Origin of the sequence: Natronoarchaeum mannanilyticum, from assembly GCF_039522665.1 — an archaeon.
GTDB lineage: Archaea > Halobacteriota > Halobacteria > Halobacteriales > Natronoarchaeaceae > Natronoarchaeum > Natronoarchaeum mannanilyticum.
Genome location: NZ_BAAADV010000001.1, coordinates 1,288,436 through 1,313,725, shown reverse-complemented (window position 1 = coordinate 1,313,725; position 25,290 = coordinate 1,288,436). Strand labels below are relative to the sequence as shown.

General features: G+C 66.2%; 27 protein-coding genes and 1 pseudogene. 16 read left to right on the top strand and 12 right to left on the bottom strand.

From position 1 onward, the window contains the following. The first annotated feature begins 168 nt into the window (after positions 1 to 168). The 3 genes from ABDZ81_RS06810 to ABDZ81_RS06800 are packed head-to-tail and all read left to right on the top strand — an operon-like array spanning position 169 to position 1,885. A complete protein-coding gene (locus tag ABDZ81_RS06810) occupies positions 169 to 633 on the top strand; it encodes a dTDP-4-dehydrorhamnose 3,5-epimerase family protein (protein WP_343773154.1) in 465 nt (154 codons plus the stop codon). Next, entirely contained in the window at positions 630 to 1,703 is a 1,074-nt protein-coding gene (locus ABDZ81_RS06805; protein WP_343773153.1) for a glucose-1-phosphate thymidylyltransferase, read from the top strand. The genes ABDZ81_RS06810 and ABDZ81_RS06805 overlap by 4 nt, the downstream gene beginning before the upstream one ends. A gap of 2 nt (positions 1,704 to 1,705) precedes the next feature. Further along, the gene (locus tag ABDZ81_RS06800) at positions 1,706 to 1,885 is read left to right on the top strand and encodes a hypothetical protein (protein ID WP_343773152.1); all 180 of its coding nucleotides are present in this window, start codon (positions 1,706 to 1,708) and stop codon (positions 1,883 to 1,885) included. Here the strand turns inward: ABDZ81_RS06800 and ABDZ81_RS06795 are convergent. Next, positions 1,882 to 2,760 carry an SDR family oxidoreductase gene (locus ABDZ81_RS06795; protein ID WP_343773151.1) on the bottom strand — a complete coding sequence of 293 codons (879 nt, stop codon included), beginning with the start codon at positions 2,758 to 2,760 and terminating at the stop codon, positions 1,882 to 1,884. The genes ABDZ81_RS06800 and ABDZ81_RS06795 overlap by 4 nt on opposite strands. 54 nt (positions 2,761 to 2,814) lie before the next feature. Between ABDZ81_RS06795 and rfbB the strand changes: the two genes are divergently transcribed. The 4 genes from rfbB to ABDZ81_RS06775 all read left to right on the top strand — a co-directional run bounded on the left by rfbB (position 2,815) and on the right by ABDZ81_RS06775 (position 6,635). Beyond that, positions 2,815 to 3,735, top strand: coding sequence for a dTDP-glucose 4,6-dehydratase (rfbB, locus tag ABDZ81_RS06790; RefSeq protein ID WP_343773150.1), 921 nt, complete (start codon positions 2,815 to 2,817; stop codon positions 3,733 to 3,735). A gap of 62 nt (positions 3,736 to 3,797) precedes the next feature. After that, positions 3,798 to 4,784, top strand: a complete 987-nt coding sequence (locus ABDZ81_RS06785; RefSeq protein ID WP_343773149.1) for an SDR family oxidoreductase — start codon at positions 3,798 to 3,800, stop codon at positions 4,782 to 4,784. Between the two features lie 193 nt (positions 4,785 to 4,977). After that, positions 4,978 to 6,018, top strand: a complete 1,041-nt coding sequence (locus ABDZ81_RS06780; RefSeq protein ID WP_343773148.1) for a zinc-dependent alcohol dehydrogenase family protein — start codon at positions 4,978 to 4,980, stop codon at positions 6,016 to 6,018. 191 nt (positions 6,019 to 6,209) lie between these two features. Then, positions 6,210 to 6,635, top strand: coding sequence for a TRAM domain-containing protein (locus ABDZ81_RS06775; RefSeq protein ID WP_343773147.1), 426 nt, complete (start codon positions 6,210 to 6,212; stop codon positions 6,633 to 6,635). Between the two features lie 31 nt (positions 6,636 to 6,666). Here ABDZ81_RS06775 and ABDZ81_RS06770 read toward each other — a convergent pair whose 3' ends face one another. Next, on the bottom strand, positions 6,667 to 7,419 hold the full coding sequence (locus tag ABDZ81_RS06770) for a pirin family protein (RefSeq protein WP_343773146.1): 753 nt from the start codon (positions 7,417 to 7,419) through the stop codon (positions 6,667 to 6,669). Between the two features lie 148 nt (positions 7,420 to 7,567). Here ABDZ81_RS06770 and ABDZ81_RS06765 point away from each other — a divergent pair, with 148 nt between their 5' ends. After that, the gene (locus tag ABDZ81_RS06765; RefSeq protein WP_343773145.1) at positions 7,568 to 8,194 is read left to right on the top strand and encodes a hypothetical protein; all 627 of its coding nucleotides are present in this window, start codon (positions 7,568 to 7,570) and stop codon (positions 8,192 to 8,194) included. A 74-nt stretch (positions 8,195 to 8,268) separates the two neighbouring features. Here the strand turns inward: ABDZ81_RS06765 and ABDZ81_RS06760 are convergent, their stop codons facing one another. From ABDZ81_RS06760 to ABDZ81_RS06745, 4 genes are all read right to left on the bottom strand, one after another. Then, positions 8,269 to 9,576, bottom strand: coding sequence for a cytochrome P450 (locus ABDZ81_RS06760; protein ID WP_343773144.1), 1,308 nt, complete (start codon positions 9,574 to 9,576; stop codon positions 8,269 to 8,271). Positions 9,577 to 9,650: 74 nt separating this feature from the next. Next, complete coding sequence (locus tag ABDZ81_RS06755; RefSeq protein ID WP_343773143.1) at positions 9,651 to 10,100, bottom strand: DUF5518 domain-containing protein; 450 nt, start codon at positions 10,098 to 10,100, stop codon at positions 9,651 to 9,653. Positions 10,101 to 10,251: 151 nt separating this feature from the next. After that, positions 10,252 to 11,400, bottom strand: coding sequence for a hypothetical protein (locus ABDZ81_RS06750; protein WP_343773142.1), 1,149 nt, complete (start codon positions 11,398 to 11,400; stop codon positions 10,252 to 10,254). Between the two features lie 105 nt (positions 11,401 to 11,505). After that, on the bottom strand, positions 11,506 to 12,021 hold the full coding sequence (locus ABDZ81_RS06745; protein WP_343773141.1) for a twin-arginine translocation signal domain-containing protein: 516 nt from the start codon (positions 12,019 to 12,021) through the stop codon (positions 11,506 to 11,508). Positions 12,022 to 12,289: 268 nt separating this feature from the next. On the opposite strand from ABDZ81_RS06745, the gene ABDZ81_RS06740 reads away from it, so the two are divergent. The 3 genes and pseudogenes from ABDZ81_RS06740 to ABDZ81_RS06730 all read left to right on the top strand — a co-directional run bounded on the left by ABDZ81_RS06740 (position 12,290) and on the right by ABDZ81_RS06730 (position 14,483). Next, positions 12,290 to 12,550 (top strand): TM2 domain-containing protein, encoded by a 261-nt coding sequence (locus ABDZ81_RS06740; RefSeq protein ID WP_343773140.1) that lies wholly within the window; start codon positions 12,290 to 12,292, stop codon positions 12,548 to 12,550. Positions 12,551 to 12,832: 282 nt separating this feature from the next. After that, positions 12,833 to 13,213, top strand: a complete 381-nt coding sequence (tnpA, locus tag ABDZ81_RS06735; protein WP_343773139.1) for an IS200/IS605 family transposase — start codon at positions 12,833 to 12,835, stop codon at positions 13,211 to 13,213. After that, a pseudogene (locus ABDZ81_RS06730) lies at positions 13,210 to 14,483 on the top strand (RNA-guided endonuclease InsQ/TnpB family protein). Before tnpA ends, ABDZ81_RS06730 begins: the two are co-directional and overlap by 4 nt. Positions 14,484 to 14,529: 46 nt before the next feature. Here the strand turns inward: ABDZ81_RS06730 and ABDZ81_RS06725 are convergent. The 4 genes from ABDZ81_RS06725 to ABDZ81_RS06710 all read right to left on the bottom strand — a co-directional run bounded on the left by ABDZ81_RS06725 (position 14,530) and on the right by ABDZ81_RS06710 (position 18,932). Further along, positions 14,530 to 16,278, bottom strand: a complete 1,749-nt coding sequence (locus ABDZ81_RS06725) for an ATP-binding protein (protein WP_343773138.1) — start codon at positions 16,276 to 16,278, stop codon at positions 14,530 to 14,532. A gap of 124 nt (positions 16,279 to 16,402) precedes the next feature. Then, positions 16,403 to 17,215 (bottom strand): ABC transporter permease, encoded by an 813-nt coding sequence (locus tag ABDZ81_RS06720; protein WP_343773137.1) that lies wholly within the window; start codon positions 17,213 to 17,215, stop codon positions 16,403 to 16,405. Continuing rightward, positions 17,212 to 18,021, bottom strand: coding sequence for an ABC transporter permease subunit (locus ABDZ81_RS06715; RefSeq protein ID WP_343773136.1), 810 nt, complete (start codon positions 18,019 to 18,021; stop codon positions 17,212 to 17,214). The genes ABDZ81_RS06720 and ABDZ81_RS06715 overlap by 4 nt, the downstream gene beginning before the upstream one ends. Beyond that, positions 18,018 to 18,932 (bottom strand): ABC transporter ATP-binding protein, encoded by a 915-nt coding sequence (locus tag ABDZ81_RS06710; RefSeq protein WP_343773135.1) that lies wholly within the window; start codon positions 18,930 to 18,932, stop codon positions 18,018 to 18,020. The genes ABDZ81_RS06715 and ABDZ81_RS06710 overlap by 4 nt, the downstream gene beginning before the upstream one ends. A 321-nt stretch (positions 18,933 to 19,253) precedes the next feature. Here ABDZ81_RS06710 and ABDZ81_RS06705 point away from each other — a divergent pair, with 321 nt between their 5' ends. Beyond that, positions 19,254 to 20,309 (top strand): sensor histidine kinase, encoded by a 1,056-nt coding sequence (locus tag ABDZ81_RS06705; protein WP_343773134.1) that lies wholly within the window; start codon positions 19,254 to 19,256, stop codon positions 20,307 to 20,309. Next, positions 20,302 to 21,918 (top strand): bacterio-opsin activator domain-containing protein, encoded by a 1,617-nt coding sequence (locus tag ABDZ81_RS06700; protein WP_343773133.1) that lies wholly within the window; start codon positions 20,302 to 20,304, stop codon positions 21,916 to 21,918. Before ABDZ81_RS06705 ends, ABDZ81_RS06700 begins: the two co-directional genes overlap by 8 nt. A gap of 67 nt (positions 21,919 to 21,985) precedes the next feature. On the opposite strand, the gene ABDZ81_RS06695 is transcribed toward ABDZ81_RS06700, so the two are convergent. After that, positions 21,986 to 22,570 (bottom strand): response regulator, encoded by a 585-nt coding sequence (locus ABDZ81_RS06695; protein WP_343773132.1) that lies wholly within the window; start codon positions 22,568 to 22,570, stop codon positions 21,986 to 21,988. A gap of 156 nt (positions 22,571 to 22,726) precedes the next feature. Here ABDZ81_RS06695 and ABDZ81_RS06690 point away from each other — a divergent pair, with 156 nt between their 5' ends. Beyond that, positions 22,727 to 23,089, top strand: coding sequence for an ArsR/SmtB family transcription factor (locus tag ABDZ81_RS06690; protein ID WP_343773130.1), 363 nt, complete (start codon positions 22,727 to 22,729; stop codon positions 23,087 to 23,089). A 115-nt stretch (positions 23,090 to 23,204) separates the two neighbouring features. Next, complete coding sequence (locus ABDZ81_RS06685; RefSeq protein WP_343773129.1) at positions 23,205 to 23,615, top strand: ArsR/SmtB family transcription factor; 411 nt, start codon at positions 23,205 to 23,207, stop codon at positions 23,613 to 23,615. Between the two features lie 42 nt (positions 23,616 to 23,657). Here the strand turns inward: ABDZ81_RS06685 and ABDZ81_RS06680 are convergent, their stop codons facing one another. Next, a complete protein-coding gene (locus ABDZ81_RS06680; protein ID WP_343773128.1) occupies positions 23,658 to 24,482 on the bottom strand; it encodes an undecaprenyl-diphosphate phosphatase in 825 nt (274 codons plus the stop codon). A gap of 108 nt (positions 24,483 to 24,590) precedes the next feature. Here ABDZ81_RS06680 and ABDZ81_RS06675 point away from each other — a divergent pair. Next, positions 24,591 to 25,290, top strand: a 700-nt coding sequence (locus ABDZ81_RS06675) for a nucleotidyltransferase family protein (protein ID WP_343773127.1), incomplete at its 3' end; no start/stop codon positions are given.

Genomic DNA, 25,290 nt, shown 5'->3' with positions numbered 1-25,290 from the left:
AAATAGTTGCTTTGTAGTAATAGTGTAATAACTTATATCTATATCTAATTAATGTTGTTATGAAGTGTAATATGAGAGGCGTGGAACTACATCGGGAACAAAGCCAGAGAAATCTCTACAGGGGGTCGTAGGATTAATAACGTTACACTTCCCTTCCAGAGATACAGAATGATCGAAGACGTCGAGGTACGCGATCTACAGGTAAACGCGGACGAGCGCGGACATCTCGTCGAGATGTTCCGCGAGGACTGGTCGGAGTACAATCCGGAGCCCGCAATGTCGTACTACTCCATGAGCTATCCCGGAGTAATCCGGGCCTGGCACCGCCATACCAGAGGACAGATCGACCACTTCGTCTGTCCCAAGGGCCGCATCAAGGTCGGTATCTATGACGATCGGGAGGACTCACCCACACAGGGAGAGCTAAACACGTTCATCATCGGCGAGCACAACCAGCAGGTCGTCCGAATTCCGGGCGCGTGCTGGCACGGGTTCAAAGTCATCGGTGACGAGCAGGCGCTACTGATCAACTTCCCGACCAACCTCTACGACTACGAGGATCCCGACGAGGAGCGCCTGCCTCCGGACACTGACGAAATCCCGCTCGACTGGGACGCGGAGGTCCACGGATGAAGGGTGTTCTACTAGCCGGCGGGACCGGCTCGCGCCTCCGCCCGATCACCCACACTGGCCCCAAGCAACTCGTCCCCGTCGCAAACAAGCCGGTGATCCAGTACGCGATCGAAGACCTCCGAGAGGCCGGGATCACCGAAATCGGGATCATCCTCGGCAACAAGGGTCGCGACGAGATCCAGGAGTTCCTCGGCAACGGCAGCGACTTCGGCGTCGAGATCACGTACATCGTGCAGGGCCGTCCGCTCGGCCTCGCCCACGCGGTCGGCTGCGCCAATTCGTTTGTCGGCGACGACGACTTCGTCGTATACTTGGGCGACAACATGCTCAAACAGGGCATCGAAAGCGTCGTCAACAGTTTCCGTGACGGAGAGTACGACGCCGGGATCGCGCTCCAGCGCGTCGACAATCCACAGCAGTTCGGCATCGCCGCCGTCGACGACGACGGCACGGTCACGCAGCTCGTCGAGAAACCGGACGACCCGCCTTCGGATCAAGCATTGATCGGCATCTATGTGTTCTCGCCGCGGGTGTTCGACGCAATCGAACGCATCGAACCGTCGTGGCGGGGCGAACTCGAGATCACGGACGCGATCCAGACGATGCTCGACGACGGCGCTGCCATCGACTCCCAGATCGTCGAAGGATGGTGGAAAGACACGGGGAAACCGGAGGACGTGCTGGAGGCCAACCAACTGGTGCTCGAGGAAGAACCGGCGTCGCTCGACGGCCAGGTCGCCGCCGACGCCGACGTCAGCGGGCGCGTCGATCTCGCCGAGTCGGCGACCATCGAGTCCGGGGCCGTCGTCCGCGGTCCCGTCTCGATCGCCGACAACACCACGATCCGATCCGAAACCTACGTCGGACCGTACTCCTCGATCGGATCTGACTCCGTCGTCGAGAACGCACATCTGGAAAACAGCGTGGTGGTCGGTGACGCGACGATCACGACCAACGGTCGGATCATCGATAGTCTGATCGGCCGCGGCGCGTCGCTGGAAAGCGCGGAGGAGTTGCTCCCCGAGGGACGGCGACTGGTCGTCGGCGAGAACTCGCAGCTCAAACTCTAACGATGAAAATAATAACCCACGAGTGCCCGGAATGTCGAACCGTCGTCGCTGCAAACGAGTTGGAGGACAACCGCGTGATGAAATGCCCGGGTAAATACTGCGAAACCGTCCTTCGTTTCGAGGAGCTCCCGGAGGAAGATCGCGAGTTCTTCCTCGAAAACCGCGATCAGTACCGGCTCTAAAAGAGCGCTGCGAAGTCTTCGTCCAGCGTCGGTTGCGGACGACCGAGCGCCGATTCGACTTTCGAGGTATCTAGACAGGTGTACTTCGGTCGATCAGCGTCGCGGTCGATGTCTTCGACCGAACTTTCCTCGAGAAGGTCAGTCAATTCGCCGAATTCCTCGAGGAGCGCCTCCCCAAACTCATAGGGAGTAACGCAGGATCGGCTTGCGACGTTGAACGTTCCTTTCGCGTCGTGATCGAGTAAATCGAGCAGCGTCCGTGCGGTCGTCCCGGCCTGCGAGGGAGTGATGCGCTGGTCAGTGAACAACGGCACTGTCTCTCCACCCTTTGCGGTTTCGCGAACCCAGGCCGGGAAACCGGATAGCTCACCCTCGGGCTGGGTCCGGCCGTAGACGAACGAGAGTCGAGCCACGATCGCCGTATCGTGTGCCTGCTGAACGGCTCTTTCGCCCTCTAATTTTGAAGTACCATAGACCTGAATCGGATTCGTCGAAGCCGTCTCGGGGTACGGGGAAGAACGAGTACCGTCGAAGACGTAGTCAGTCGACGTGTGAAGGAGCGCTGTATCGGTCTCCGCAGCCAGCTCCGCCACAGTACCGGCACCTTCGGCATTGACGTTGGTGGCCAGTCCCGGGTTGTTTTCACAGTCGTCAACGTCCGTAGCTGCGGCACAGTTGATAACCGCGTCCGGACTGGTTTCCTCGAGTACGTTCTCGCACTCCGCAGAGGAACGAACGTCGAGTTCGTAGAGCGGACAGTCAAACGCAGGGGGATCCGAGTGATACGTCCCCGCGACTGACCATCCCCGTTCCTGAGCAACTGTTACGACATTCCCACCGAGTAACCCACTGGCGCCGACGACGAGTACGTCCATACCGTCTGCTGAGATAGACAAGAGTAAGTAACTGACGAGACACCAAACCCACTAATGCACGTACTCGTCACTGGTGGTGCGGGCTTCATCGGCTCGAACTTCGTCCACTACTTGCTCGAACAGACCGATCACTCCATCACGACCGTCGACGCACTCACCTACGCCGGATCGACCAACAATATATCTGGCGTACTTGACCACGATCGCCACGAATTCGTCGAAGGGGATATCCGCGATTCGAACCTGATCGATGATCTACTCATCGACGTCGACGCCGTCGTGAACTTCGCTGCTGAGTCTCACGTCGACAGGTCGATCGACGACGCCGAGCCATTCGTCTCGACGAACGTCGAAGGGACTCGAGTGTTACTCGACGGCGCCTTAGACCACGATATCGAAAAGTTCGTTCAGATCTCGACCGACGAGGTGTACGGAACAATCGAGTCGGGGAGCTTCTCCGAGGAGGACAGCCTCACGCCACGAAATCCATACTCCGCGACGAAGGCGAGTGCTGACCTACTGGCCCTGAGTTATCACACGACCCACGGACTCCCCGTCGTTGTGACGCGATCTTCGAACAACTACGGCCCGCGCCAGCATCGCGAAAAGCTCATTCCAAAGTTCCTTACTCGCGCTGCTGCTGGCGACCAACTTCCGGTGTACGGTGACGGATCGAATGTCCGTGAATGGCTCTATGTGGAGGATAACTGCCGTGCAGTCGAAACGGTGCTCGGGGAAGGCGAATCAGGGGAAGTATACAACATCGGAAGCGGTGACGAGCTAACGAATCTTGAAGTAACGGAAAAGATTCTCTCGGTTGCAGGTGGAGATACGGACCAGATCGAGTTTGTGGAGGATCGGCCGGGACACGACCAGCGATACTCGCTCAACACGGCAAAGATTCGATCACTTGGATGGGAACCGAATTGGTCGTTCGAGGAGGGGCTTCGAGCGACGGCCAAGCACTATCTATAACAGACTATCACGTCACCGTCCCGTGACGACATCCTTTTCTATCGCGTTCTACACACTCAGGTATGCAGATTCTCGTCACGGGCGGCGCGGGCTTCATCGGCGGCCACCTCGCCGAGAGCTTCGCCGGTGCAGGCCACGACGTCACCGTTCTTGACAACCTCGATCCCTACTACGATACCGGGATCAAACAGCACAACGTCGAAGCGGCCGAAGAAGCCGCCGAAAACGCCGACGCGACGTACGAGTTCGTCAACGGTAGCGTCACCAATCAGGACACGGTCACGGAACTGGTGTCCGACGCCGACGTCGTGTACCACCAGGCCGCGCAGGCCGGTGTCCGGACGAGCGTCGATAACCCCCGCAAGCCCCACGAGGTCAACGTCGACGGGACGCTGAACGTCCTCGACGCCGCGCGCGATAGCGACGTCGAGCGCGTCGTGCTCGCGAGTTCCTCCTCGGTGTACGGCAAGCCGGAGTACCTCCCCTACGACGAGGACCACCCGACGAATCCGGTCAGTCCTTACGGCGTCTCGAAGCTCGCGGCCGAGCAGTACGCTCGGGTCTACAGCGAACTCTACGACCTTTCGACCGTCTCGCTGCGCTACTTCACGGTCTACGGCCCCCGGATGCGCCCGAACATGGCGATGACGAACTTCGTCTCGCGGTGTCTCAACGGGAAGCCGCCGGTGATCTACGGCGACGGCGAACAGACGCGGGACTTCACGTACATCGACGACATCGTCCGCGTGAACGAGCAACTCCTGACCGACGACAGCGCAGACGGCGAGATCATGAACGTCGGCAGCACGGACAACATCGATATTCAGACGCTCGCGGGAGTGGTCCGCGACGAACTCGCACCGGAGCTCGAACTCGAGTACGACGAGGCCCGCACGGGCGACGCCGAACACACCCACGCCGACGTCTCGAAGGCCAACGAGCTGCTGGGCTACGAGCCGACCGTCGACATCCGCGAGGGCGTCGCGCAGTTCATCGACTGGTATCAAGACAACCGCGAGTGGTACGAGCCGCTCGTGCTGAACTCCTGAGTAGATCCTGCTCCAAAGAACACGTTTCGAGGGCGCGTACGACTCAACTGACGCCTGGTCCGGCACGATCAGAGAGAACGGCGACGCTGCGATCCAGGACCACCGCCCGCTCCGAGAATACACCGACCACACACGACACCCCGAGAGTGCCGCGATCGCATCGTTTTTTCTCCCGCCGCGCCCAGTCGGGAGTATGCGCGCAGCGATCTACCGCGGGCCCGGCGACATCGCAATCGAGGACGTTCCCAAACCCGACATCGAGTCGCCGACCGACGCCGTCATTCGCGTGACCCACACCGCGATCTGTGGCTCCGATCTCTGGTTCTACCGGGGCGACAAGGATCCCGAGCCGGGGTCGCGCGTCGGCCACGAACCGATGGGGATCGTCGAGGCGGTCGGTGACGACGTGACGTCCGTCGCGCCCGGCGACAGAGTGCTCGCGCCGTTCGCGATCAGCTGTGGCGAGTGCGAGTTCTGCCGGAAGGGACTGTACACCTCCTGCGTCGAGGACGAGTCCTGGAGCGGCGACAACGGCGGCGCCCAGGGCGAGTACGTCAAATGTCCGTTCGCGGACGGCACACTCGTCCGGGTTCCCGACCGGTACGCCGACGACGAGGACACGCTCGAAGCCCTCCTTCCGCTGACCGACGTGATGGGGACGGGCCACCACGCCGCCGTGAGCGCCGGCGTGAGCGAGGGCGACACCGCGGTCGTCGTCGGCGACGGCGCGGTCGGGCTGTGCGGCGTGCTCGCCGCACAGCGTCTGGGCGCCGAGCGCATCGTCGCGGTGGGCCACCACGAGGATCGCCTCGAGCTCGCGACGGAGTTCGGCGCGACGGAGACGGTGACCGAGCGCGGCGAGGACGCCGTCGATCGCATCCGCGAACTGACCTACGGCGGCGCGAACCACGTGATGGAGTGCGTCGGCGCGGCGTCGGCGATGAACACCGCCATCGCGGCCGCTCGCCCCGGCGGCACGGTCGGCTACGTCGGCGTTCCCTACGGCGTCGACGAGGAGGGTCTGGACGTGTTCTCGATGTTCTCGGACAACGTCGCGCTGCGCGGCGGCGTCGCGCCGGTCCGCGATTACGCCGAGGAGCTACTGGCCGACGTGGTTCAGGGGACGCTCGACCCGTCGCCGATCTTCACCGAGACCGTCGACCTCGACGGCGTCCCGGAGGGGTATCGCGCGATGGACGAACGCGAGGCGATCAAAGTGCTCGTGAAGCCCTGACGGCCGGCCGACGAGTTCGCGGACGATTCGAGGCGACCGACGACGCCGGAGGCGCAGTATCGGACCGGACACGGCGACGGCGTCGAGTGAGAACCGTTGGAGGTTCGTGTCACGAGAGTATCAGCCGCCGCTTCTACAGACACGAGGATTCATTGTCGCTCGCACCAAAGCCGCAAAAAGAGGCTCAACGAATGAAGATTTCCGAACAGTTACTCTGTTTGTTCTCAGGTAATATCGAAGAACAGGACGGGCGGTACGTCGTCGAGATTCCCGAGCGGGAGCTCGAACTGGGCGAGGTCCGGAACGGGGAGAACTACCGCGTGGCGTTGCTTCCCCAGACGAGCGGATCGAACGACGACGAGGAGCAGCAATCAGCGACGCCGAAATCGAGCCGCGAACACGATCCGTCGGGCCCGCCCGTCGAGGAGGGCGAGGTCCGCGACGTGGAGATCGAGGACATCGGCGAACAGGGCGACGGCATCGCCCGCGTCGAGCGAGGGTACGTCGTCATCGTCCCCGACACCGAGACGGGCGAGCGCGTCAGCGTCGAGATGGCGACCGTACGGGAGAACGTCGCCTTCGGCGAAGTCGTCGAGCGCCTGAGCTACTACGACTAGCGCCGGGCGAAGACGAACGAATCGACCGTTTTCACCGACCGATCGTTCCCTGCCGCGTGACCGGCGCGTCCGGATCGACGAGGAACGCGACGAGCACCGACTCTTCTCGCGCGGTGATCGTCGGGTCCTCGTCGCCGACGACCAGCCCGCTTTCGGTCCGGTCGAAGGCGACGCCGTTCGCTTCGACCGCGCCCTCGGACACGTAGAAGTACGCGTCCCACCCGTCGATCTCGGGGAGTGCGACGCTGGCACCTTCTTCGAGGCGCGCGTCGTAGAAGTTGACGTCGTTTCGCACGTAGAACGGCGCGTCCGATCCCTCGGGGCCGAAGAGATGGCGCCACTCGTTGGCGACCGGGTCGTCGATCGCGCCGTGCTGGATGCCAGGCTGGAGATCGAGGCTGTGCGGGCGGACGAAGATCTGGAGCATCCGCAGCGGCGGATCGTCCGCGAGCGTGCGCTCCTCGTGCCAGAAGCCGCTGCCGGCGTTCATCACCATCAGGTGCTCGGAATCGGTGACCAGCTCGTTGCCCTGCCGGTCGTCGTGGCGCATCACGCCCGCGGGCACCCAGGAGATGATCTCCTCGTTCTGGTGGGGGTGCATCGAGATCAGCGTGTCGGGATCCATGAACGACTCGACGACGGTCGCGAGCGGGCCGTAGCCGTGGTCCTCGTGGTCCGGGTGGTTCCGCCCGGGGAAGTTGAGGTGGATCCGGAACTTCCCCTGGTTCTGGGAGACGTCGGTGCGGGGCGCGTGGTAGAGTCCCGCCGAAGCTGCCGAGTTCACGGTACAAGTAGTCGTCTTAGCGGTATAAAGCTCGCGCGCCCGTGTATCGGCAGCGCATCGCGGCTCTCCCGGCGTCGCGCTCCGAAACTCCGCAGATACCGTCGGAAACCGAAATTTCCATACTATGGATGCGAATAGCGACGTGCAAATGGTAGAGACTATCGCACGCACTTACTCGGAGGCGTTCACGCCGGAGTACTTCGTCCTGCTCTGTACGATCGCCGTCCTCGTCTACGAGGTTCGGTCGGCGAGAGACCCCGAACTTCGAGACTTCGGCCCGCGCGTCGGCGTCGTCGCGCTGGGCTGGGCCGTCGCGTTCGCGATCTACGAGGGCGCGCCGTCGCTCTTCGGAACCGTTCCGTCGTGGGGACCGGACTTCACTGGGAGTCTGGGCCTCGGCGTCGGCATCACGCTCATCTGGGGCGTCTGGCGGGTACAACAGTGGGGCCGACGCGTACCAGAGTTTTCGCTCCTGTTGGTCGCCGCGACCGTCCCGCATCTCCTCGTCACGCCGTTCTGGGACGTTTCGAGTCACGTACTGTACGCCGCGGTACCCGCCGGCTATCTTGCGTTTCTGGATCGCCGGTTCGCCCCGGCGCTCGTCGTTGCGCTCGGAATGGTCGTCGCGCGGCCGCTGGCGGGCGCCCACACGTGGCCCGAGTCAATCGGCGGACTCGTCCTGGCCGGCCTCGTTCTCGCCGGGTTCGCGTATCGTAACGACCGCACTCGAGAGGGACGGACCCGGGGGACTGCGACGGACGCCGAGCGGCTCTGAGCCCGGTCGAGATCCCGGAAAGCGCCGTGCGCGGAGTGTACATTCACAGCACCCGCAGACTACAGCGGCCCCGATCAATTACGGTCGGTGACGCGAACGTTGACGGGCCCTGCGGGTTGGGTCGTCATCTGCGGCGTGACGTCGATCTCGTCGTCGGCGTCGAGACGGTAGCGTCGCCCGATCGCCGCGAGGGTGGCCTTCATCTCGAGGCGGGCGAAGTGGCGCCCGATGCAGATCCGGGGCCCGGCGCCGAACGGCACGAACTCGTAGCCACGCTCCCGCGGAGACGTATCTTCCCACCGGCTCGGATCGAACGCGAGCGGCTCGTCGTAGAACCGCGAGTCGCGGTGGATGCTCCACACCGAGAGCAACACCTGCTCGCCGCCCGGAATCTCGTACTCGCCGAGGTCGACGCGTTCGGTCGTCTCACGCGGGATCGCGTGGACCGGCGGGTAGAGCCGGAGCGCCTCGTCGATCACCCGTTCGGCGTACTCCAGCTCCCGGAGGTCGGCGAACGACGGCCGGCCGTCGATAACGTCGTCGAGTTCTGCGTGAAATCGATCGGCAATGTCGGGATGAGCGGCGATCTGGTGGAGGGCGTACGTCATCGCGAGGGCGGTCGTCTCGTGGCCGGCGAAGATCATCCCGACGACCTGGTCGAGGACTTCGGCTCGATCGAACTCGGAATCGGGGTCGTCCTGAAGGGTAGCCAGCGTCGCCAGCAGACTCTCCTCGTCCGGACCGTCCTGAGCGTCGTCGAGCAGTGACCGCGCCCAGTCTCGCAACCGATCGGAGCCGCGGCGAAACTCGCGACGTGCCGGCGTCGGAACCCAGTAGGGCAGCACCCACGACGTGGGTTTGAACCAGTTGTTGAGCGCGTGTGCGTCCGCGGCGAGGTCGTCCCGTTCGGTCGCGGACAGGGAGTGACCCAGCACTACCTCGAACAGGTTGCGAAGTGCGATTGACCGCATCTCGTCGTCGACCCCGATCTCGCGTCCGGACGACCAGTCGTCGACGTGGGACTCGGCGACGTCGACCATCGTCTCCGCGAACTCGGCGATGCGCGTCGGATCGAAAAAGCCCTCCATCGCGTGGCGCTGGCGGCGCCACTGCTCGCCCTCGACGGACAGGAGCGTGTCGCCGAAGGCCACCTCGAAGTCCTCGAGTTTCGCGAACGCCTCGCGGTTCAGCAGGACCGTCTCGACGTGGTCGGGATCGCCCACGACGTAGACGTCCCGCCCGAGCAGTCGCATCCGAAACACGTCCCCCGTAGACTCGACGGACCGCCGGACGAAGCCGAACGGGTCGCTGGCGAACGCGATCGTATTACCCAACACCGGGACTCCCCGGGGAGAAGGCGGCGTAGCGGTCGGTCGAGACATTCTTCGGTCCGAGACACGCTCACCGCACGATTAGTTCTTGTGAAAGCGCGAATACGGGGTCACCTCCCCAGCGGCTATGCGGTAGCCTTGGACGGACGACCGCGACCGCCGAGACCGGCGAGCCAGCTCCCGACCCGCGCGCCGACGATGCCGACGAGCGCTGAGAGGCCGAACGCCAGCGCGCCGAACACGGCCACTGATCCGATCAGGAGGACGAGTCCGCTCGCGACGAACCACGACGGGCCGGCCAGACCGGACGACACGGCGAGGAGGTCGACGAGCAACCAGACCGCCGGAAGCCCGCCGACGAGGCCGGTCCGGACGCCGACGCCGCTGTTCGTTCCGGTCCGGCGCTCGGCCAGGAATCCGGCGAGGATCCCGCCGAAAAAGACCGGTGCGATCGACATCTCGGACCCCGTCTGCCAGTAGCCGAACGCGGTAAACGGAATCGAGGCCAGTCCGCCGAGGAGGGCGTACTGCCACGTCTCGTCCAATTCGACGGGGAGGGGGCCGATCCGAGTCATATGCGCAAGTTATGGTTTCCTAACATATAGCTGTTTGTCGGCCGGCGTCGCGGTCGTTCGGCGAGGGCGTTCGCGGCGTCGAGTGGCGATAGCGAGACGTCGCCGGAGGCCGCTCTCGAGGCGTCGAACGACCCGCCGGGCCGGCAGACGGTCATGCGTAGTATCGCTCGCGGTGGAGTTCCTCGGTCTCGTCGCCCTCGGTCAGCGTCACGACGACCTCGTCGCCCTCCGGATCGACGCCGACGGTGAGATGCGTCGCGTTCCCGGCGGGTTCGATCGAGGCCTCGTCGCCCCGGACCGTCGACTCGACGGCGATTCGGTCGCCGGTCTGCTCGCCCGTGAACTCGACGCGGGCGGTCGCGTCGAACAGCGCGTTGTCGGACTGCTCGTCGAAGATTACCTCGTCGACGGCTCGATCTGACGGCGGGTACTGCTCGCGGTGGACGGGCCGCGTCTCGCCGTCGACCGTCGCGGTCACGAGCACTTCGTCGCCCTCGGGATCGAGCGAGAGGTCGAAGTAGGTGATCGTCTCGGGCGTGCTCGACGACCGGGAAGAGAAGGCGTTCTCCGCCGCGGCGGTGACGCTGTCGGCCGCCGGCGAGTCGACGAAGTGAACGCGCGCGCGGTCCTCGTCGGGGAAGAACGCGACCTCGTCGACGACGCGCGCCTCGAACGGCGCCGGCTCGTCGGACTCGTCGCTCGACTCGCTGTCGCCGTCGCTCGCGCCGATCGCCTGGGCGAGGATCGACCACTCGCCGTCGGCCGTCACGGTCGCGGCGCTGAACTCGGTCGTCGCGCCGCTCTCGTCGGTTATCGTCACGTCGACGACGGCCGTCCGCTCTCCGTCGAGCGCGTCGACGACCGCGTCGCGGCCGACGTCCGCTGCTTGCAGAACCGGCGCCGAAAGAACTGCGTCGGGCGTCACGTCTCGATCGGCGGTCTCGGTCTCGATCTCCGACACCGGATCGTCCCGCAGCAGCCACGCCTCGGCATCGTCGTCGAGGTTGTCCGGGTGAAACGGGTGGATCGGGTGGAAGTACGCGCCGACCTCGGCCGGGTCGTCGGTCTCGGCGCTGGTCGCGACGTACTGCCGGAGGGTCTCCGCGGGCGAGCCGGACGCCGCGGCGTCGTCGGCGTCGCCGTCCGAGGCTCGCTCGTCGCCGCCGGACTCGTTTCCGGAGCCGTCACCGTCGTCCGAATCGCCGTCCTCTAGGGCGTCACCGAGACAGCCGCCGAGGGAGGCGCTGGCCGCGATCGCTAGTCCACTGAGGTACCGTCGTCGCGTCGTGCGGGGAACCATTCCGGTTCGGGATTGCGGGCCGACGGGGATCAATCGGGACGCAGCGTTTCCGGACCAGAAACACCCGGAGAGTGCTCGCTACGGGTCTCGATCGAGCACGAAGCCTCAGTCCGCGAAGTCCGAGAGGCTCTCGCCGACGCGGAAGCCGATCGGTTCGTCCACTTCCCCGGAACCGAGCGCGACGGCGAGCATCTCCTCGTCGGTGTCGTCGATCGTCACCGTCCCGCTGGCCTGCGATTGCCCGTCGATCTCGGTGTCCGGTAGCTCCACGGTCACCTCGTACGAACCCGACTCGGTCCACACGTCGTCGTACACCGCGGTCGACTGCTCGTCCTCTGAGCTCGATTCATTCCCGGAGCCCGATCCGTCCTCGTCGTCCGAGGCGGCGAGATCGAACGTCTCGTCGAGCACAGTGTCTCCCGCGGGATCTACGACGGTGATCGAACCGCCGACTCGGCGGTTGGTTTCGTTGAACACGTTGACCTCTTCGAGCAGGCGATCGCCGATGAAGTCCACGACGGCCGTACAGCCGGCCGATGCCGCCAGCACCGCTGTGCCGCTCGCGGCGAGAAACGATCGTCTGGAGGGCTGTGCGTCATCGTGGGGTATCCGGGCGGTCATGGGTAGCCTATCCGACACTCGGCCCCGGACGACAGTAAACGGACGGGACTGGTCTCTGGACGGGAAACACACCGGCGCAGTTGATGCTCGAAAAGCGGCGATGACGGGTGTTTCCGACGCTGAGAGCCTTCCTCGGGACCTATTTGGACACCGACCCATCGTTGCGACGTGGAGGTGAGCAAGACGAGGATTGCGAGCATCGTTGCGGTCACGACCGCACTCGGTTACGCGCTCTACCGGCGCCGCTCGGTCAATCCCACTGATATCGATGGCGACGGATAGTTCCCCCGCTGACGACACCGGACGCGACGCAGGGGCGATCGCGGACAAGTCCGTACCCGTGGCGATCCTGCTGGCGCTCGTGCTCTCGCCGGCCGCGTACTACTACGTCGGCCGGACGAAGCTGGCGGTGATCAACCTGCTGACGCTCAACTACCTACTGTTGGGCATCGTGGTCGTTCCGATCCACGTGTACAAGATCATCACCGACGCCCGCAACGAGGGAGGTGTTCAGACCGAGGACTGGTAGCACGGTATTCCCTCGCTCCGCGCGTCGCCGCGACGCGGACCCGACACCGCCAAACTGACATGGATCTACTCGCGGCACCTCTTTTTCGGCGAGTTACGGAAAATTCGAGGCGAAAGCCTCGCCCTTCAGGGGCATGGCGAGAGCGAAGCTTTCGCTGCAACCGAAAAGCTACGCTTTTCGAGGACGGGGATGAAGCCGACCAACAGTATTCAACCGCCGACGATGGCATAGACAGGGTTCCAACACAATATTTAATCCATCTGACTGTGATAGTATACATAGATGGTAAAGAGTACCCGTCACGCGAAATACGAACTCTACTACCATATAGTATTCGTGCCGAAGTATCGGCGTTCGTACCTGGCGGGGAAGACGAAGGAACGTCTCGAGACCATCTTCGCGGAAATCTGTGAAGACAAGGGCCTCGAACTGGCCGAGTCCGAGGTCATGTCCGACCACGTACACCTGTTCATCGGGAGTCCGCCCAAGAACGCCCCATCACTCATCGTCAACTGGGTCAAAGGTATCTCCGCCCGCAAGTACAACCAGCGGTACGACGACCGCGTGAAGTGGGCTCGTTCGTACTACGTCGGTACGGCGGGGAGTGTATCGAAAGGCGCTATCGAACGCTACATCGCTGAACAAGAGGGTGAAGACGCATGAAGCGCGTCAACACCTTCGATGTCGTGCCACAGACCGAGAACGACAAAGAGTGCCTTCTACGGCTACTCGACGCCTCCGCATCCCTGTGGAACGAACTGACCTACGAACGTCGTCAGAACTACTTCGGTGACAGCGACGTGTGGGACACTTCCGAGTACCGAGGGCGCTACAACGGCGTCGTCGGTAGCGCAACCATCCAACAGGTCACGCGCAAGAACAGCGAAGCGTGGCGGTCGTTCTTCGCCCTCAAGGAGAAAGGCAAGGATCCCAACCCACCGTCGTACTGGGGGAATGAGGAAGATGGACGCGAACTCCGTACCTACATCCGCAACAACCAGTACACGATTCAATGGGGCAAGCGTAGCCGTCTCGAAATTCCGGTTGGGCAAGAACTGAAAGACGAATACGGACTCGGCTACTACGAACGACTCCGCCTCGAAGTCCGAGGCAACCCGAAGTGGGACGGCAAACAGGGTCGGCTGGAACTCGAGTACGACGAAATGAGCGACACGTTCAGGGTTTCCAACCAGTCACCGTCGATGATTCTCGACTGGATTCACCACTGGCTTCGCACGAAGCCGCCCTCGACGTTGGCGCAAACAATCTCGTTGCCTGTTCCACGACTACTGGTTCCCAGTACCTCTACGACGGACAGGAGTTGTTCGAACGGTTCCGTGAGACGACCGACGAAATCGCCCGCCTACAGTCGAAACTCCGAGAGGGACGCTACAGTTCCAAGCGGATTCGACGGCTGTACCGACAGCGAACGAAACGCCGTGACCACGCACAGAACGCGCTGGTACGCGACCTCGTTGAACGGCTGTACGACGAGGGAGTGGCGACGGTGTACGTGGGCAACTTGACCGACGTGCTGGAAACGCACTGGTCGGTCAGGGTGAACGAGAAGACGCACAACTTCTGGGCGTTCAAGAAGTTCATCCACCGTCTCGCGTGCGTCTGTGAGGAATACGGCATCTCTCTCGAAGTCAAGTCGGAAGCGTGGACGAGTCAGACGTGTCCCGAATGTGGCGACCATGACGCGACGGTTCGCCACGGAGATACGCTGACGTGTCCATGCGGATTCGAGGGACACGCCGACCTCACAGCGTCAGAGACGTTTCTTCGAGAAAACAGCGATACGGAAGTCAGGCCGATGGCACGGCCCGTGCGATTCGAGTGGGACGACCACGAGTGGTCGGGGAAATCATACCCTCATGAAAGTCCCAAAGAAGTGCGCACAAACCCGCAAGTTGCCTCCGTGGGTCGGTAGCCGAACCCCAACGGAGGAATCTTTGCGCTTTAGCGCGGGGAGGATGTCAAGCGTCGTACTCGGCGTCGTAGAGTCGGACGGTCACGACGCTGCCCGTGGGATCGTTCTCGCGAAACGAGAGCTCGCCGCCCAGTTGCGTGACGGCCCAGCTGACGAACCAGAGCCCGATGCCGCTGCCGTGTTCGAGCTGGGTTTCCGGGCCGGCGTCCAGGATCTTCCGCTCCCGGCTCGGAATCCCCGGTCCGTCGTCCGCGACGACGAGTTCGGCGGCGCCGTCGGGGCCCGCCCGAACGGTCACCTCGATACCGGGTGACGATCGGTCGGCGTGTTCGATCGCGTTGTCGACGAGTTCCGACAGCACCTGCCGGACGACCGAGCGGTGCGACGAGACGACCAGTTCGTCCGGGCAGGTGAGCGCGATTTCGGCGTCGGCGTCCTCGGCGCGGAATTCCTCCACGACGTCCTGCGCGACGGCCGCGAGGTCGACCGGTTCCGGCGAACTCGCGCTGGCGGTCATCACGTCCTCGGCTTCGCGGGCCTTGTCGCTGAGCTCGACGAGGTCGGTCGCGCTCTCGCGGATCCCCTCGCGAACGTCCGCGTCGTCGATGCGGTCTGCGTACGCGAGGACGACGTCGAGCTCGTTCCGGACGTTGTGCCGGAGGACGCGGTTGAGCACCGAGAGGCGCTGCTCGCGCGTCCGGCGGTCGGTCACGTCCCGCAACAGCACGGTCCGGGCGACGGGATCGGCCCCGCCTTCGGCGTCGGAGCCGCCGTCGACATTGGCTTCGGCGCCGGCGCCGCCGGCGGCTTCGGCGTCAGGATCGCCGTCGACTTCGGCACCGGCCCCGGCGTCGGCGTCGCCGACCGCCGAGACGCTGAACTGGAATCGTCGGCGCCCCTTCGTCGTCTGGAGAGTGACCGTCCCCGCGGCGCCCGCCGAGAGATCGGTCCCTTCCAGCCCGTCGACGATCGAGTGGATCGGCTCGCCGATCATCGACGCCGGGGAGCGGTCGAACAGCTCGCCGGTCGTCGCGTTGGCGTCGAGCACGTGACCCTCCCAGTCGAGCACGACGACCGCCTCGCGGAGCGCCTCGACGACCCGCGTCCGGGCGACGTAGTCGGCCTTGGGGAACCCGGTCATCACCGGGTAGCGCCGCACCGCGACGGCGAACAGTCCGCCGGAGACCAGCAGGCCGACGGTCACGCCGTCCGCGATCGGACCGCTGGATCCCTCTCCGCCGAAGAAGTACGGCGCGGTGACGGCGGCGAGCACGACCGCGATCTGCAGCTTCGAGATGCGGGCGTGGCTCCAGCCGTGCCTGATCAGGAGATACGCGCCGTACAGGTACAGCCCCAGCAGGAACATGATCTCCGTGCCGAGAAGCGACGCGAGCATCGCTTCGATGACGGATCTGGGGGGCGAGGCGGCGAGGACGGCGGCGCTCAGGACGATCGGGACCGCAATCCCCAGAAACATGGCGATGCGCAAACGCGTCAGCCCGGTGCCGCGACCGGTGTAGCCGAGCGCGTACACGACCCACACCCCAGGGACGACGAGTGCGACGCCGAACTGGCCGAAGTCGACGATCGCCGGGAGCAGCGGAACCGCCGACGTGCCGGGGAACTCCGCCAGCACCGAGAGCACGCCCAGCAGCGTCAGCAGCGCCAGGATCGCGATGAACGGCGGCGCGCTGGGTCGGTCGCGGGACCGAAACGCGATCCAGGTCGTCGAGCCCAGCAGCGCCGCGGCTACGACGTCGAGGGCGACGGCTACGACCGTTCCGACGATCGACATCGATCAGTTCCTCTTTGTCGTTCTTGACATCCGACTGTAATGAGCGCGGCGGTCCCCGCGTCGCCGTCGGATCGACGCTCCGGCGTCCGGTGCACGCATCGAATCGCCCGACAAACCGTTTCGGTCACAGATCCCCGCTCTCGAACCGACGGTAGCCGATCGCCAGCGGCGCGACGATCCAGACGCCGAGCAGCGCCAGCGCGGCCCACCAGTCGACGAACGCCGGCGTTCCATCGCCCACGTATCGGCTCGCCAGGTTCACGTCGAAGCCCGCGCGCAGGAGGCGCGCGTACGCTTCGCCGGGAGCAACCAACTGGAGGAACAGCGCCCAGTCGGGCGTGCCGAGGCTGGCGTTGAATCGGTGAAGGAAGGCCACGACGAACGAGACGAGCGTGCCCCACAGAACGACCGGTAGCAGGTACGCGCCGACCGCGCCGTACGTGATCTGGCGGTCGACGATCGTCGACGCCGACAGCGCGACGCCGACCGCGACGAACGACGCGCCGTAGAGGGCGGTCGCGAGCAGGAACAGCGGGTACGCGAGGGCACCCTCGGTCCCGTACCGCAGGGCCGCGTACGCGCCGGCGATCGACAGCCCGAACAGCGTCGGCACCAGCAACACGACCGTCCGGCCCAGCGCGGTCCCGACGAGCAACTCGCCGCGAGACTGCGGGAGCGACATCGAGAGCAGCAGGCTCCCGTCCGCCCGGTCGTCCGAGATCGACCGATAGCCCAGCAAGATTCCGAGGATCGGAACGGCGGCGTCGACGATTCCGACGACGCCGCCGAGGAACCCGACGAACGTGTCGTCGCCGACGTAGGCGTACGCGGCGGCGTAGCCGACGAAGAGGATCGACAGGAGCCCGAACAGCGCCCAGAGCGTCCGCGATCGCCCGGCGTCGCGAACGTCCTTGCGCGCGACGGTGCGCCAGCTCACGAGAGATCACTCCCCGCGAAGCGGCGGTAGGAGAGCGCGATCGGCGCGATCAGCCAGACGAGGAAGACGGCGAGCGCGACCCACTCGCCGAGGTACCAGGGGCCCTCGACGCTCGCGCTCGGGTCGAGAAAACCCGCCGTCACGCGCTGGAACGCGATTCCGGGGTCGAGATCGAAGACGAACCGGACGGGGGCGGGCAGGGCGCCGTCGACGAGGCCGGCCCGGTTCAGCCCGTATCGGAGGCCGCCGGCGATGCCGTCCCAGGCCAGCACGAACAGGGCAAACAGCCCGAACGCCAGCGCGAACGCGCGCTGCTTGGTCGACGTCGCGAGCGACGCCGCGATGCCGAGGTTGGTCCAGAGCGCGCCGAACGCGACGGTCGCCGCGACGAAGCCGCAGAACCGCACCGGAGCGAGGCTGCCGAACGGGTAGACGACCAGTCCCGCGCCGACGACCATCGCGGCGACGACGGCGCCGCTCAACAGCCCGACGCGGCTGGCGACCTTCCCCAGCACGAGGTCGTCCCGGCCGTGGGGCAGCGACAGCGAGAGCAACAGCGCGCCGGACTCGCGCTCGCTCACGACGGCGTCGTAGCCCAGCAGGACGCCGGCGAGCGGGACGACGGTCGCGAGCCAGCCGTCGACGAACCCGGTAAATCGGGCAGTCGTGATCGGGTCGGCGCCCAGCACCGGGTAGAGGTACGCCGCCGCGAGAATCGTCGCGGCCGGCAGCCCGAGCAGCAGGTGGGTCGACCGCGGCTCGGCGGCCAGCGCGCCGTCCGTCCGGGCGATGACCCGCCAGCTCATTCTCGACCGCCCCCGGTGTAGGCGACGAACATGTCTTCGAGCGACGCCTCCTCGGTCCGGAAGTTCACGACGTCGGCGCCGAGGCGCTGGAGTTCGACCACGACGTCCATCTTGGCGTCGTTCGTGCAAGTCACTTCCAGCGTCGAGTCGTCTCGGATCGTCACGGTCTCGACGCCGTCGACGCCCCGGACCGCCTCGGTCGTCTCGTCGCCCAGTTCGTCGACGTCGATCAGGAGCTTGGTGCCGCCGCCGATCGACTGTCGGAGTCCGTCGATCGTGTCGACGGCGACGAGCTCGCCGTCCTGCAGGATGGCGACGCGGTCGCAGATCGCTTCGACCTGTTCGAGGATGTGGCTCGAAAAGAAGATCGCCGCGCCGCGATCGCGCTCCTCGCGGAGGATCGACCGGATCTCGGCGGCGCCGTTGGGATCGAGCCCGGTCGTCGGCTCGTCGAGGATCAGTAGGTCGGGCTCGCCGACCAGCGCCATCCCCAGCACGAGGCGCTGTTTCATCCCCTTGGAGTAGTCGCTGGCCTGGCGTTCGGCCGCGTCCAGGATGCCGACGCGATCGAGGATCTCGACCGGCTCGTCGTCGGCGTCCTTCGACCGGACCGCGTACTCGACGTGCTGGCGGCCGGTGAGCCGGTCGAACACCGAGTACCCCTCGGGCAGCACGCCGACGCGCCCGCGGGCCGCGACGCCCTCGGCCTGGCAGTCGTTGCCGAACAGCGCGGCCGACCCGTCGGTGGGCCGCGCGAAGTCGAGCAGAATGTTGATGAACGTCGACTTGCCGGCGCCGTTCGGGCCGAGAAAGCCGAAGATCTCTCCTTCCTCGACCGAGAGGCTGACCCGGTCCAGCGCCGTGACCGTCGCGTACCGCTTCGAGAGTCCGTCGGCGGAGATGGCCGTCATGGCCGCGGGTTCGGACGGTTCGGGGATAAGGCCACCGCCGAGTTTCGCTGCAAGAAACACCGTGCGGCGGCCGCCGCCGACGAACGGGGCGACGGGGGAGGAGCGGCGTCGTGTCGAACAGTCGAAACGCTTTCACGCGGGGTTTCGGTATTACTAGGGTGTGTGGCTTTGGGTGCGGGACCACAACCGAAAGAACATGACCACGACAGCAGTCCGCCGGATCGCGGTTCGGACGGCCGACGCGTTCCGGGCGGTCGACGCGACGCGTCGTGCGGACCGCCCCGATCGCCCCGGAACCGGGGCCGGGAGACGGTGATCACCGTGCCTGACCACGGAAACGACGCGTCGTCGGACGCCCTCGACACCGTCGCGGTCGACGCGATTCCGGCGCCGGTCGTCGGCTACGAGGTCGCGGACGGAACCGCGAGAATCGCGGCGACGAACGACGCCACGAACGCCTCGTTCGACGCGACCTCGATCGGGACGAGCCTCCGCGAGTGGCTACTGGGCAACGGCGCGGTCGACGAGGCGACCGTCGCGGACGCCTGTTCCGCGCTCGCCGACGGCGACGCGATCGACGTCGAGATCGGCGTCCGACCGGGCGGCGACGCCGCGGCCGAGCGACGTCCGGTTCGGCTTCGAAGTTTCGAGGGTGCAGATGGTAGCGATAGAACTGAGGGGCAGATCCTCGTCACCGAACTGTCGCCGACGCGCGTCGACGGCGTCGAGCACGGCAGCGTCACGAGCGTCATCACCCACGACCTGCGGAACCCGCTCGACGTGGCGAACGCCCACCTCCGGGCGGCTCGCGAAACCGGCGACGAGGAACATTTCGATCAGGTGAAAGAATCGCACGATCGGATGGAGCGGATCATCCAGGACGCACTGACGCTGGCCCGCGGCGAGCGCGCGCTCGACGTGACCGAGAACGTCGCGATCGGCGACGTGGCGGCCGACGCCTGGGCGACCGTCGACACGGGCACCGCGTCGCTCGACGCGGACGACGAGCTCCCGAGGATCGACGCCGACCCCGACAGGCTCCAGCGGCTGTTCGAGAACCTGTTCCGAAATGCGATCGAGCACGGCTCGACAGATAATCGGGAGACGGCCGACTCGAACGGCGACGAGCCGGTCCACGTCCGGGTCGGAAACGTCGACGGTGGGTTCTTCGTCGCCGACGACGGGCCGGGGATCCCGGCCGACGAGCGCGATCGAGTGTTCGAGGCCGGCTACTCGTCGAGTGAGACGGGCAGCGGAACCGGCCTCGGACTGACGATCGTCGAGCGGATCGCCCGCGCGCACGACTGGACCGTCTCGCTCACCGAGGGATCTCGCGGCGGCGCCAGATTCGAGTTTCGACCGATCCAGAATGACTGACCGAACGGACGACGCCGACGCGGACGCGATGGACGAACGACTACGACGGGCACCGATCGGGGTCGTCGAGACGACGAGCGACGGCGTCGTCGTCGACGCCAACGACGCCGCGGCGGAGCTGCTGGAGACCGATCGGGGCGCGCTGCGCGGGACGGCCATCGAGGAGAGCTTCCCGAAGTCGGCGGCCGGAACCCTGCGGGAGGCGTTCGAGGGCGCGTCCCCGGCGCCCGCGTCGTTCGAGGAGTACTACCCGCCGATCGAGCGGTGGCTCGCGGTTGACGTCCGCGTCGACGACGGCGCGCTCGTGTACGTCCGGGACCGGACGCCGCGCAAGGACGTCGAGCAGGCCGTCGACCGGCTCGACCAGCAGCTCGACCGGGTCCAGCGGATCAACTCGCTCGTCGCGACCGTGTTGCAGCAGGTCATCGGCGTGTCGGACCGCTCGGACGTCGCCCGGACGGTCTGCGAGCGCCTGGGCGGGACCGACCTCTACCGGTTCGCCTGGGTCGGCGACCGGGAGTTCCCGCGAGAGCGCCTCCGGATGCTCGCCGCGGCGGGCGACGCCGACGACCTGCGCGAGCGGATCGAGGAAAGCCTGGGTGGCGAGAAGAGCCTGCCCGGCCAGGTGGCCGTCGCGTCGGGCGAAACGCAACTCGTCGAGGCGATCGCCGAGGACGACGCCGTCCCTCGCGACGTCCGGCGAGCGGCGTTCGGCGGCGGGCTCCAGTCGTGTCTGGCGGTCCCGCTGGCGTACCAGGGAACGGTCTACGGCGTCGTGACGGTGTACTCTGGCCGGGAAGACGGCTTTAGCGAACAGGAGCGGGTCGGCCTCGAAACCCTGGGGAGCGTCGCCGGGTTCGCGATCAAGGCCGGACGGCAGGAGGACCAGCTGGTCGCCGACACGGTCACGGAGGTCACCGTCGAGGCCCGCGACGAGACGATCCCGTTCGTCGAGGCCGCGCGCGAAGCCGACCGCGGCCTGTCGCTCGACGGCGCGGTCCCGCGCGGCGACGGCGCCGTCGTCTGCTATCTCGCCGCCGGCGGCCCGATCGAGGAGGGAGAGAGATCGCTGGCGGACCACGAAGCGGTCGCCGACGTGCGACAGATCCGGTCGGATGGTGAACCGCTCCTGCAGGCGACCGTCGTCGGGGAGACGCCGGTGACCGCGCTCTCTGCGTGGGGCGCGACGGTCAAGGGCGGCGAGTACGACGCCGAGTCGGGACGGCTCGTCGCCGAAGTCCCGGCCGACGGGGACGTTCGGCGGCTGGTCGAGGCGGTCGACGCCGCGGTCGAGGAGACGCACCTCGTCGCCAAGGAGGAGGCGACACGAACGCCCGAGCCGGTCGAGGCGTTTCAAAACGGCCTCGACGAGCAGTTGACCGACAGGCAGCGGACGGTGCTGCGGACCGCCCACCTGTCGGACTACTTCGCGTCGCCCCGCGGGAGCACCTCCGCGGAGGTCGCCGAAACGCTCGACATCGCCGGCTCGACGATGCTGTATCACCTCCGGCGGGCCGAGCAGAAACTCGTCGCTGCGTTTTTCGAGGACGACGCGGAACCGACCGCAGCGTCCGGCGACCGGGAGGAGCGGGCGAGCGACGACTCGTAGGTCGGCGTCGGTAGCGCCTGCGGCCCGCGACTCGGCGTCGACCTCGCCTGCGGCCCGCGACTCGGCGTCAGTGTCGCCCGCGGTCGATGCCCGAGAACTCCGACAGCAGTTCCTCGGCCTCGGGGAGCAACCGCAGAACCCGCTCCTCGACGGTCGATCGCCGAGCCTCGATCTCTGCGAGCCGATCGTCGTTCTCGATCTCGTCGGCCGGGAGTTCGGCGTCCACGACCGCCCGGGTCGACTCCAGACGGAAGTACTCGCCCAGCAGTTCGTACGCGAGCACCCGGCACTGCTGGTCGACCGCGGCGCGGAGATCCTCGCGCTCGACCGGCTTCGAGAGGTAGTCGTCGAACGGCATCTCGACGATGTCCAGCCCGGGATCGATCGCCGTCACCATGACGACTCGCGTCGCGACGTCGCGCTCTCGGATGCGATCGAGCACCTCGTCGCCCGAGAGGCCGGGCATGTGCCGGTCGAGCAGGACGACGTCGGGCGCCGGCGGGTCGGCGACGAGTTCGAGCGCCTCCTCGCCGCCGTAGGCGACGGTCACGTCGGCGACGCCCTCCAGCCGGAGCGCGTACGCGTCGGCCACCTTCTTCTCGTCGTCGACCATCAGGACCCGGGGCTCCCCTACGCGCATCGCGTCACCCATGCTACCGGTCGGTAGGCCGCCACCGTACTAATATCCCCCCGCGAGCGGGACGCGAGCTCTCGCTCCGGTGTGCCGATAGCTAGAGTGGGGCGGGGACGCGGTCGGGCATAGTAGCGCCGCAGTACAGGGAGGACGGCGTCCAATCGACGGATACCGATGTCGAAATCAGAGCCGTCCCGATCGGTACGACCGACGGGCCGACGCGGCGGTCCGTTCGAGAGCGACGAGACGACGATCGACGCCGAGGCGGCGCTGGAGCTGCTGAGCGACGATCACGCCCGACGCGTGCTGGACGCGCTCGACGAGGAACCGCTCCCCGCGAGCGATCTGGTCGAACGCATAGACAGTTCTCGCGCGACCGTGTATCGGCGCCTCGACAGCCTCGAATCGGCGGGGCTCGTCCGCAGTTCGATCAGTGTACGGGCCGACGGGCACCACCGACAGCAGTACCGGGTCGCCGTCGATCGCGTGCGGCTCGGCGTCGGCAGCGACGGGATCGCGGTCGAAGCGGCCGATTGAGACGCTCTCTGGCGCGCCTCGTTTCGACTCTGCATAGCTAGAGTGGGATGCCGGAGCGGCTTGCGAATAGTAGCGGTACACTACACGGCCGGCCGTGCAGTACGACGACGTACCGATGGCAGAGAACGATTGCGCGCCGCGATCCGGCCGAGCGTCAGAGAACGTATCGAGCGGCACCGAGCGAACGATCGACGTCGACGAGCTGCTGGCGGTGCTGGCCGAGGAGTACACCGAGGAAATCCTGGCCGCGCTGGGCGAGGAATCGGCGCCCGCCCGCGAGATCGCGGAGAGCGCTGGCACCTCCCGGCCGACGGTGTATCGGCGACTCAACCGACTCGTGGAGGTCGGCGCCGTCGAGACGACGATGGTTCCGTCGCCCGGCGGGCAGCGCCGGAAGGAGTTCCGGCTCGTCCTCGACGAGATCGAGTTCCCGGTCGTGAGCGCCGAGGACGCGGACGAAGACGAGTCCCGACAGAGCGGAGGCGAGAACGCGACGCCACAGAAACTCGCACACGCCACGCAGTAGCAGAGGACGTAGAACACTCGGCGTCGTCGCCGACGTCGATACTCAGGCCACCGTCACCAGCGCGCCGCCGACGATCGCCAGCCCGCCCAGCCCGTAACAGACCGCCCAGAACGGGACGCGCTCGACGATCCGCAGCAGGGCGTCGATCGCGGCGTACCCCACGACGACGCTGACGACCAGCGACACCGCGGCCGATCCGGCCGACACGCCGGGTAGCCCGCCGGCGTCGGCCATCGTCAGCGCCGCGGCGCCCAGCCCCGCGGGGATCGACATGAGAAAGGAGAGCCGGAACGCCGAGGGCCCGTCGTGGCCGCGGACGAGCAGCCCGCTGGCGGTCGTGCCCGACCGGGAGACGCCGGGGAGCACCGCCAACCCCTGGAGCGCGCCGACGAGGACCGCGTCGATCCAGTCCGGCAGGTCCCGGTTCCCGAGACCGACCGACTCGCTGGTCTGCTGGAGCAGGCCCGTGAGCACGAGCAAAATTCCGATCAGCGCGACGAACGCGCCGCCGGCGAGCTCGCTCGCGGCGTCGAGCAGCGTGGCGTACAGCGGGATGCCGACGACGCCCGTCACGGCGGTCGCCAGAACGACGAACGACAGCTCGGCGTTCGGCCGCTCAAACGCCGTCCGCGGGCGCCAGCCCGGCGCGTCGCCGAGCGCCTCGGCGATGTCCTCGCGGTAGTAGATCGCGGCGGACAGCGTCGTGCCGACCTGGAGGAACAGCGAGAGCTGGATCGCGATCTCGGGCGAGGTGCCCACCGCAGTCAGAAACAGCGAGAGGTTGCCCTGGCTGGACACCGGGAGCCACTCCAGGACACCCTGGAGGGCGCCGGCGAGCAGGGCGATAAGCAGTTCGTGGAGATCCATGACCGTCCGTTTGCAAAGCCTCCTCAAAACAGGTGCGATCCGAGCCGAGTCGAAAATTGTTGGGGAAACGCAACGTTAAGGTGCTGCAGAGCGGAACGATACCACATCATGGCATCACCTACGGCCGTCGTGCTTGCCGCCGGCGAGGGCAAGCGCCTCCGGCCGCTCACGCGAAATCGGCCGAAACCGCTGCTCCCCGCGGGTCCGACGCCGATTCTCGACCACGTTCTCGACACGCTGACCGCCGTCGGCATCGACGACATCGTGATCGTCGTCGGCTACAAGGAATCCCGCGTCCAGGACCACGTCGGCTCGACCCACGACGGCGCCGACGTCAGCTACGTCTCGCAGGACTCCCAGCTCGGTAGCGGCCACGCGCTGCTGCAGGCGGAATCGGTCGTCGACGACTCGATGCTGGTCGTCAACGGCGACCAGATCGTCGCGCCGCGGATCGTCCGGGAAGTGCTCGACGCCCACCGCGACGCGCCGGACGCCTCCGCGACGCTGGCGGCGCTCGACCGCGGCGAGGTCCACCGGTACGGCGGCGTCGCGATCGAGGACGGCCGCGCGGTCGATTTCGCCGAACAGCCCGACGACGAGGGGCGATACCACCTCAACGCCGGCGTCTACGCGTTCGAGCGGTCGATCTTCGACGCGCTCCAGTCGTCCGGGACCGAGAACGGCAGTCTGACGCTCCCCGGCGGGCTGCAGACGGCCGTCGACCGCGGCGAAACGGTGCAGGCCGTCCGAACCTCGGGGCTCTGGGCGGACGCCAACTACCCCTGGGACATACTCACGCTCGCCCGGG

Excerpts from the sequence above, each read along its gene's own strand:
- ABDZ81_RS06810 (WP_343773154.1), top strand. The coding sequence starts at position 169 with ATGATCGAAGACGTCGAGGTACGCGATCTACAGGTAAACGCGGACGAG.
- ABDZ81_RS06805 (WP_343773153.1), top strand. The coding sequence starts at position 630 with ATGAAGGGTGTTCTACTAGCCGGCGGGACCGGCTCGCGCCTCCGCCCG.
- ABDZ81_RS06800 (WP_343773152.1), top strand. The coding sequence starts at position 1,706 with ATGAAAATAATAACCCACGAGTGCCCGGAATGTCGAACCGTCGTCGCT.
- ABDZ81_RS06795 (WP_343773151.1), bottom strand. The coding sequence starts at position 2,760 with ATGGACGTACTCGTCGTCGGCGCCAGTGGGTTACTCGGTGGGAATGTC.
- rfbB (WP_343773150.1), top strand. The coding sequence starts at position 2,815 with ATGCACGTACTCGTCACTGGTGGTGCGGGCTTCATCGGCTCGAACTTC.
- ABDZ81_RS06785 (WP_343773149.1), top strand. The coding sequence starts at position 3,798 with ATGCAGATTCTCGTCACGGGCGGCGCGGGCTTCATCGGCGGCCACCTC.
- ABDZ81_RS06780 (WP_343773148.1), top strand. The coding sequence starts at position 4,978 with ATGCGCGCAGCGATCTACCGCGGGCCCGGCGACATCGCAATCGAGGAC.
- ABDZ81_RS06775 (WP_343773147.1), top strand. The coding sequence starts at position 6,210 with ATGAAGATTTCCGAACAGTTACTCTGTTTGTTCTCAGGTAATATCGAA.
- ABDZ81_RS06765 (WP_343773145.1), top strand. The coding sequence starts at position 7,568 with ATGGTAGAGACTATCGCACGCACTTACTCGGAGGCGTTCACGCCGGAG.
- ABDZ81_RS06760 (WP_343773144.1), bottom strand. The coding sequence starts at position 9,576 with ATGTCTCGACCGACCGCTACGCCGCCTTCTCCCCGGGGAGTCCCGGTG.
- ABDZ81_RS06755 (WP_343773143.1), bottom strand. The coding sequence starts at position 10,100 with ATGACTCGGATCGGCCCCCTCCCCGTCGAATTGGACGAGACGTGGCAG.
- ABDZ81_RS06750 (WP_343773142.1), bottom strand. The coding sequence starts at position 11,400 with ATGGTTCCCCGCACGACGCGACGACGGTACCTCAGTGGACTAGCGATC.
- ABDZ81_RS06745 (WP_343773141.1), bottom strand. The coding sequence starts at position 12,021 with ATGACCGCCCGGATACCCCACGATGACGCACAGCCCTCCAGACGATCG.
- ABDZ81_RS06740 (WP_343773140.1), top strand. The coding sequence starts at position 12,290 with ATGGCGACGGATAGTTCCCCCGCTGACGACACCGGACGCGACGCAGGG.
- tnpA (WP_343773139.1), top strand. The coding sequence starts at position 12,833 with ATGGTAAAGAGTACCCGTCACGCGAAATACGAACTCTACTACCATATA.
- ABDZ81_RS06725 (WP_343773138.1), bottom strand. The coding sequence starts at position 16,278 with ATGTCGATCGTCGGAACGGTCGTAGCCGTCGCCCTCGACGTCGTAGCC.
- ABDZ81_RS06715 (WP_343773136.1), bottom strand. The coding sequence starts at position 18,021 with ATGAGCTGGCGGGTCATCGCCCGGACGGACGGCGCGCTGGCCGCCGAG.
- ABDZ81_RS06710 (WP_343773135.1), bottom strand. The coding sequence starts at position 18,932 with ATGACGGCCATCTCCGCCGACGGACTCTCGAAGCGGTACGCGACGGTC.
- ABDZ81_RS06700 (WP_343773133.1), top strand. The coding sequence starts at position 20,302 with ATGACTGACCGAACGGACGACGCCGACGCGGACGCGATGGACGAACGA.
- ABDZ81_RS06695 (WP_343773132.1), bottom strand. The coding sequence starts at position 22,570 with ATGGGTGACGCGATGCGCGTAGGGGAGCCCCGGGTCCTGATGGTCGAC.
- ABDZ81_RS06690 (WP_343773130.1), top strand. The coding sequence starts at position 22,727 with ATGTCGAAATCAGAGCCGTCCCGATCGGTACGACCGACGGGCCGACGC.
- ABDZ81_RS06685 (WP_343773129.1), top strand. The coding sequence starts at position 23,205 with ATGGCAGAGAACGATTGCGCGCCGCGATCCGGCCGAGCGTCAGAGAAC.
- ABDZ81_RS06680 (WP_343773128.1), bottom strand. The coding sequence starts at position 24,482 with ATGGATCTCCACGAACTGCTTATCGCCCTGCTCGCCGGCGCCCTCCAG.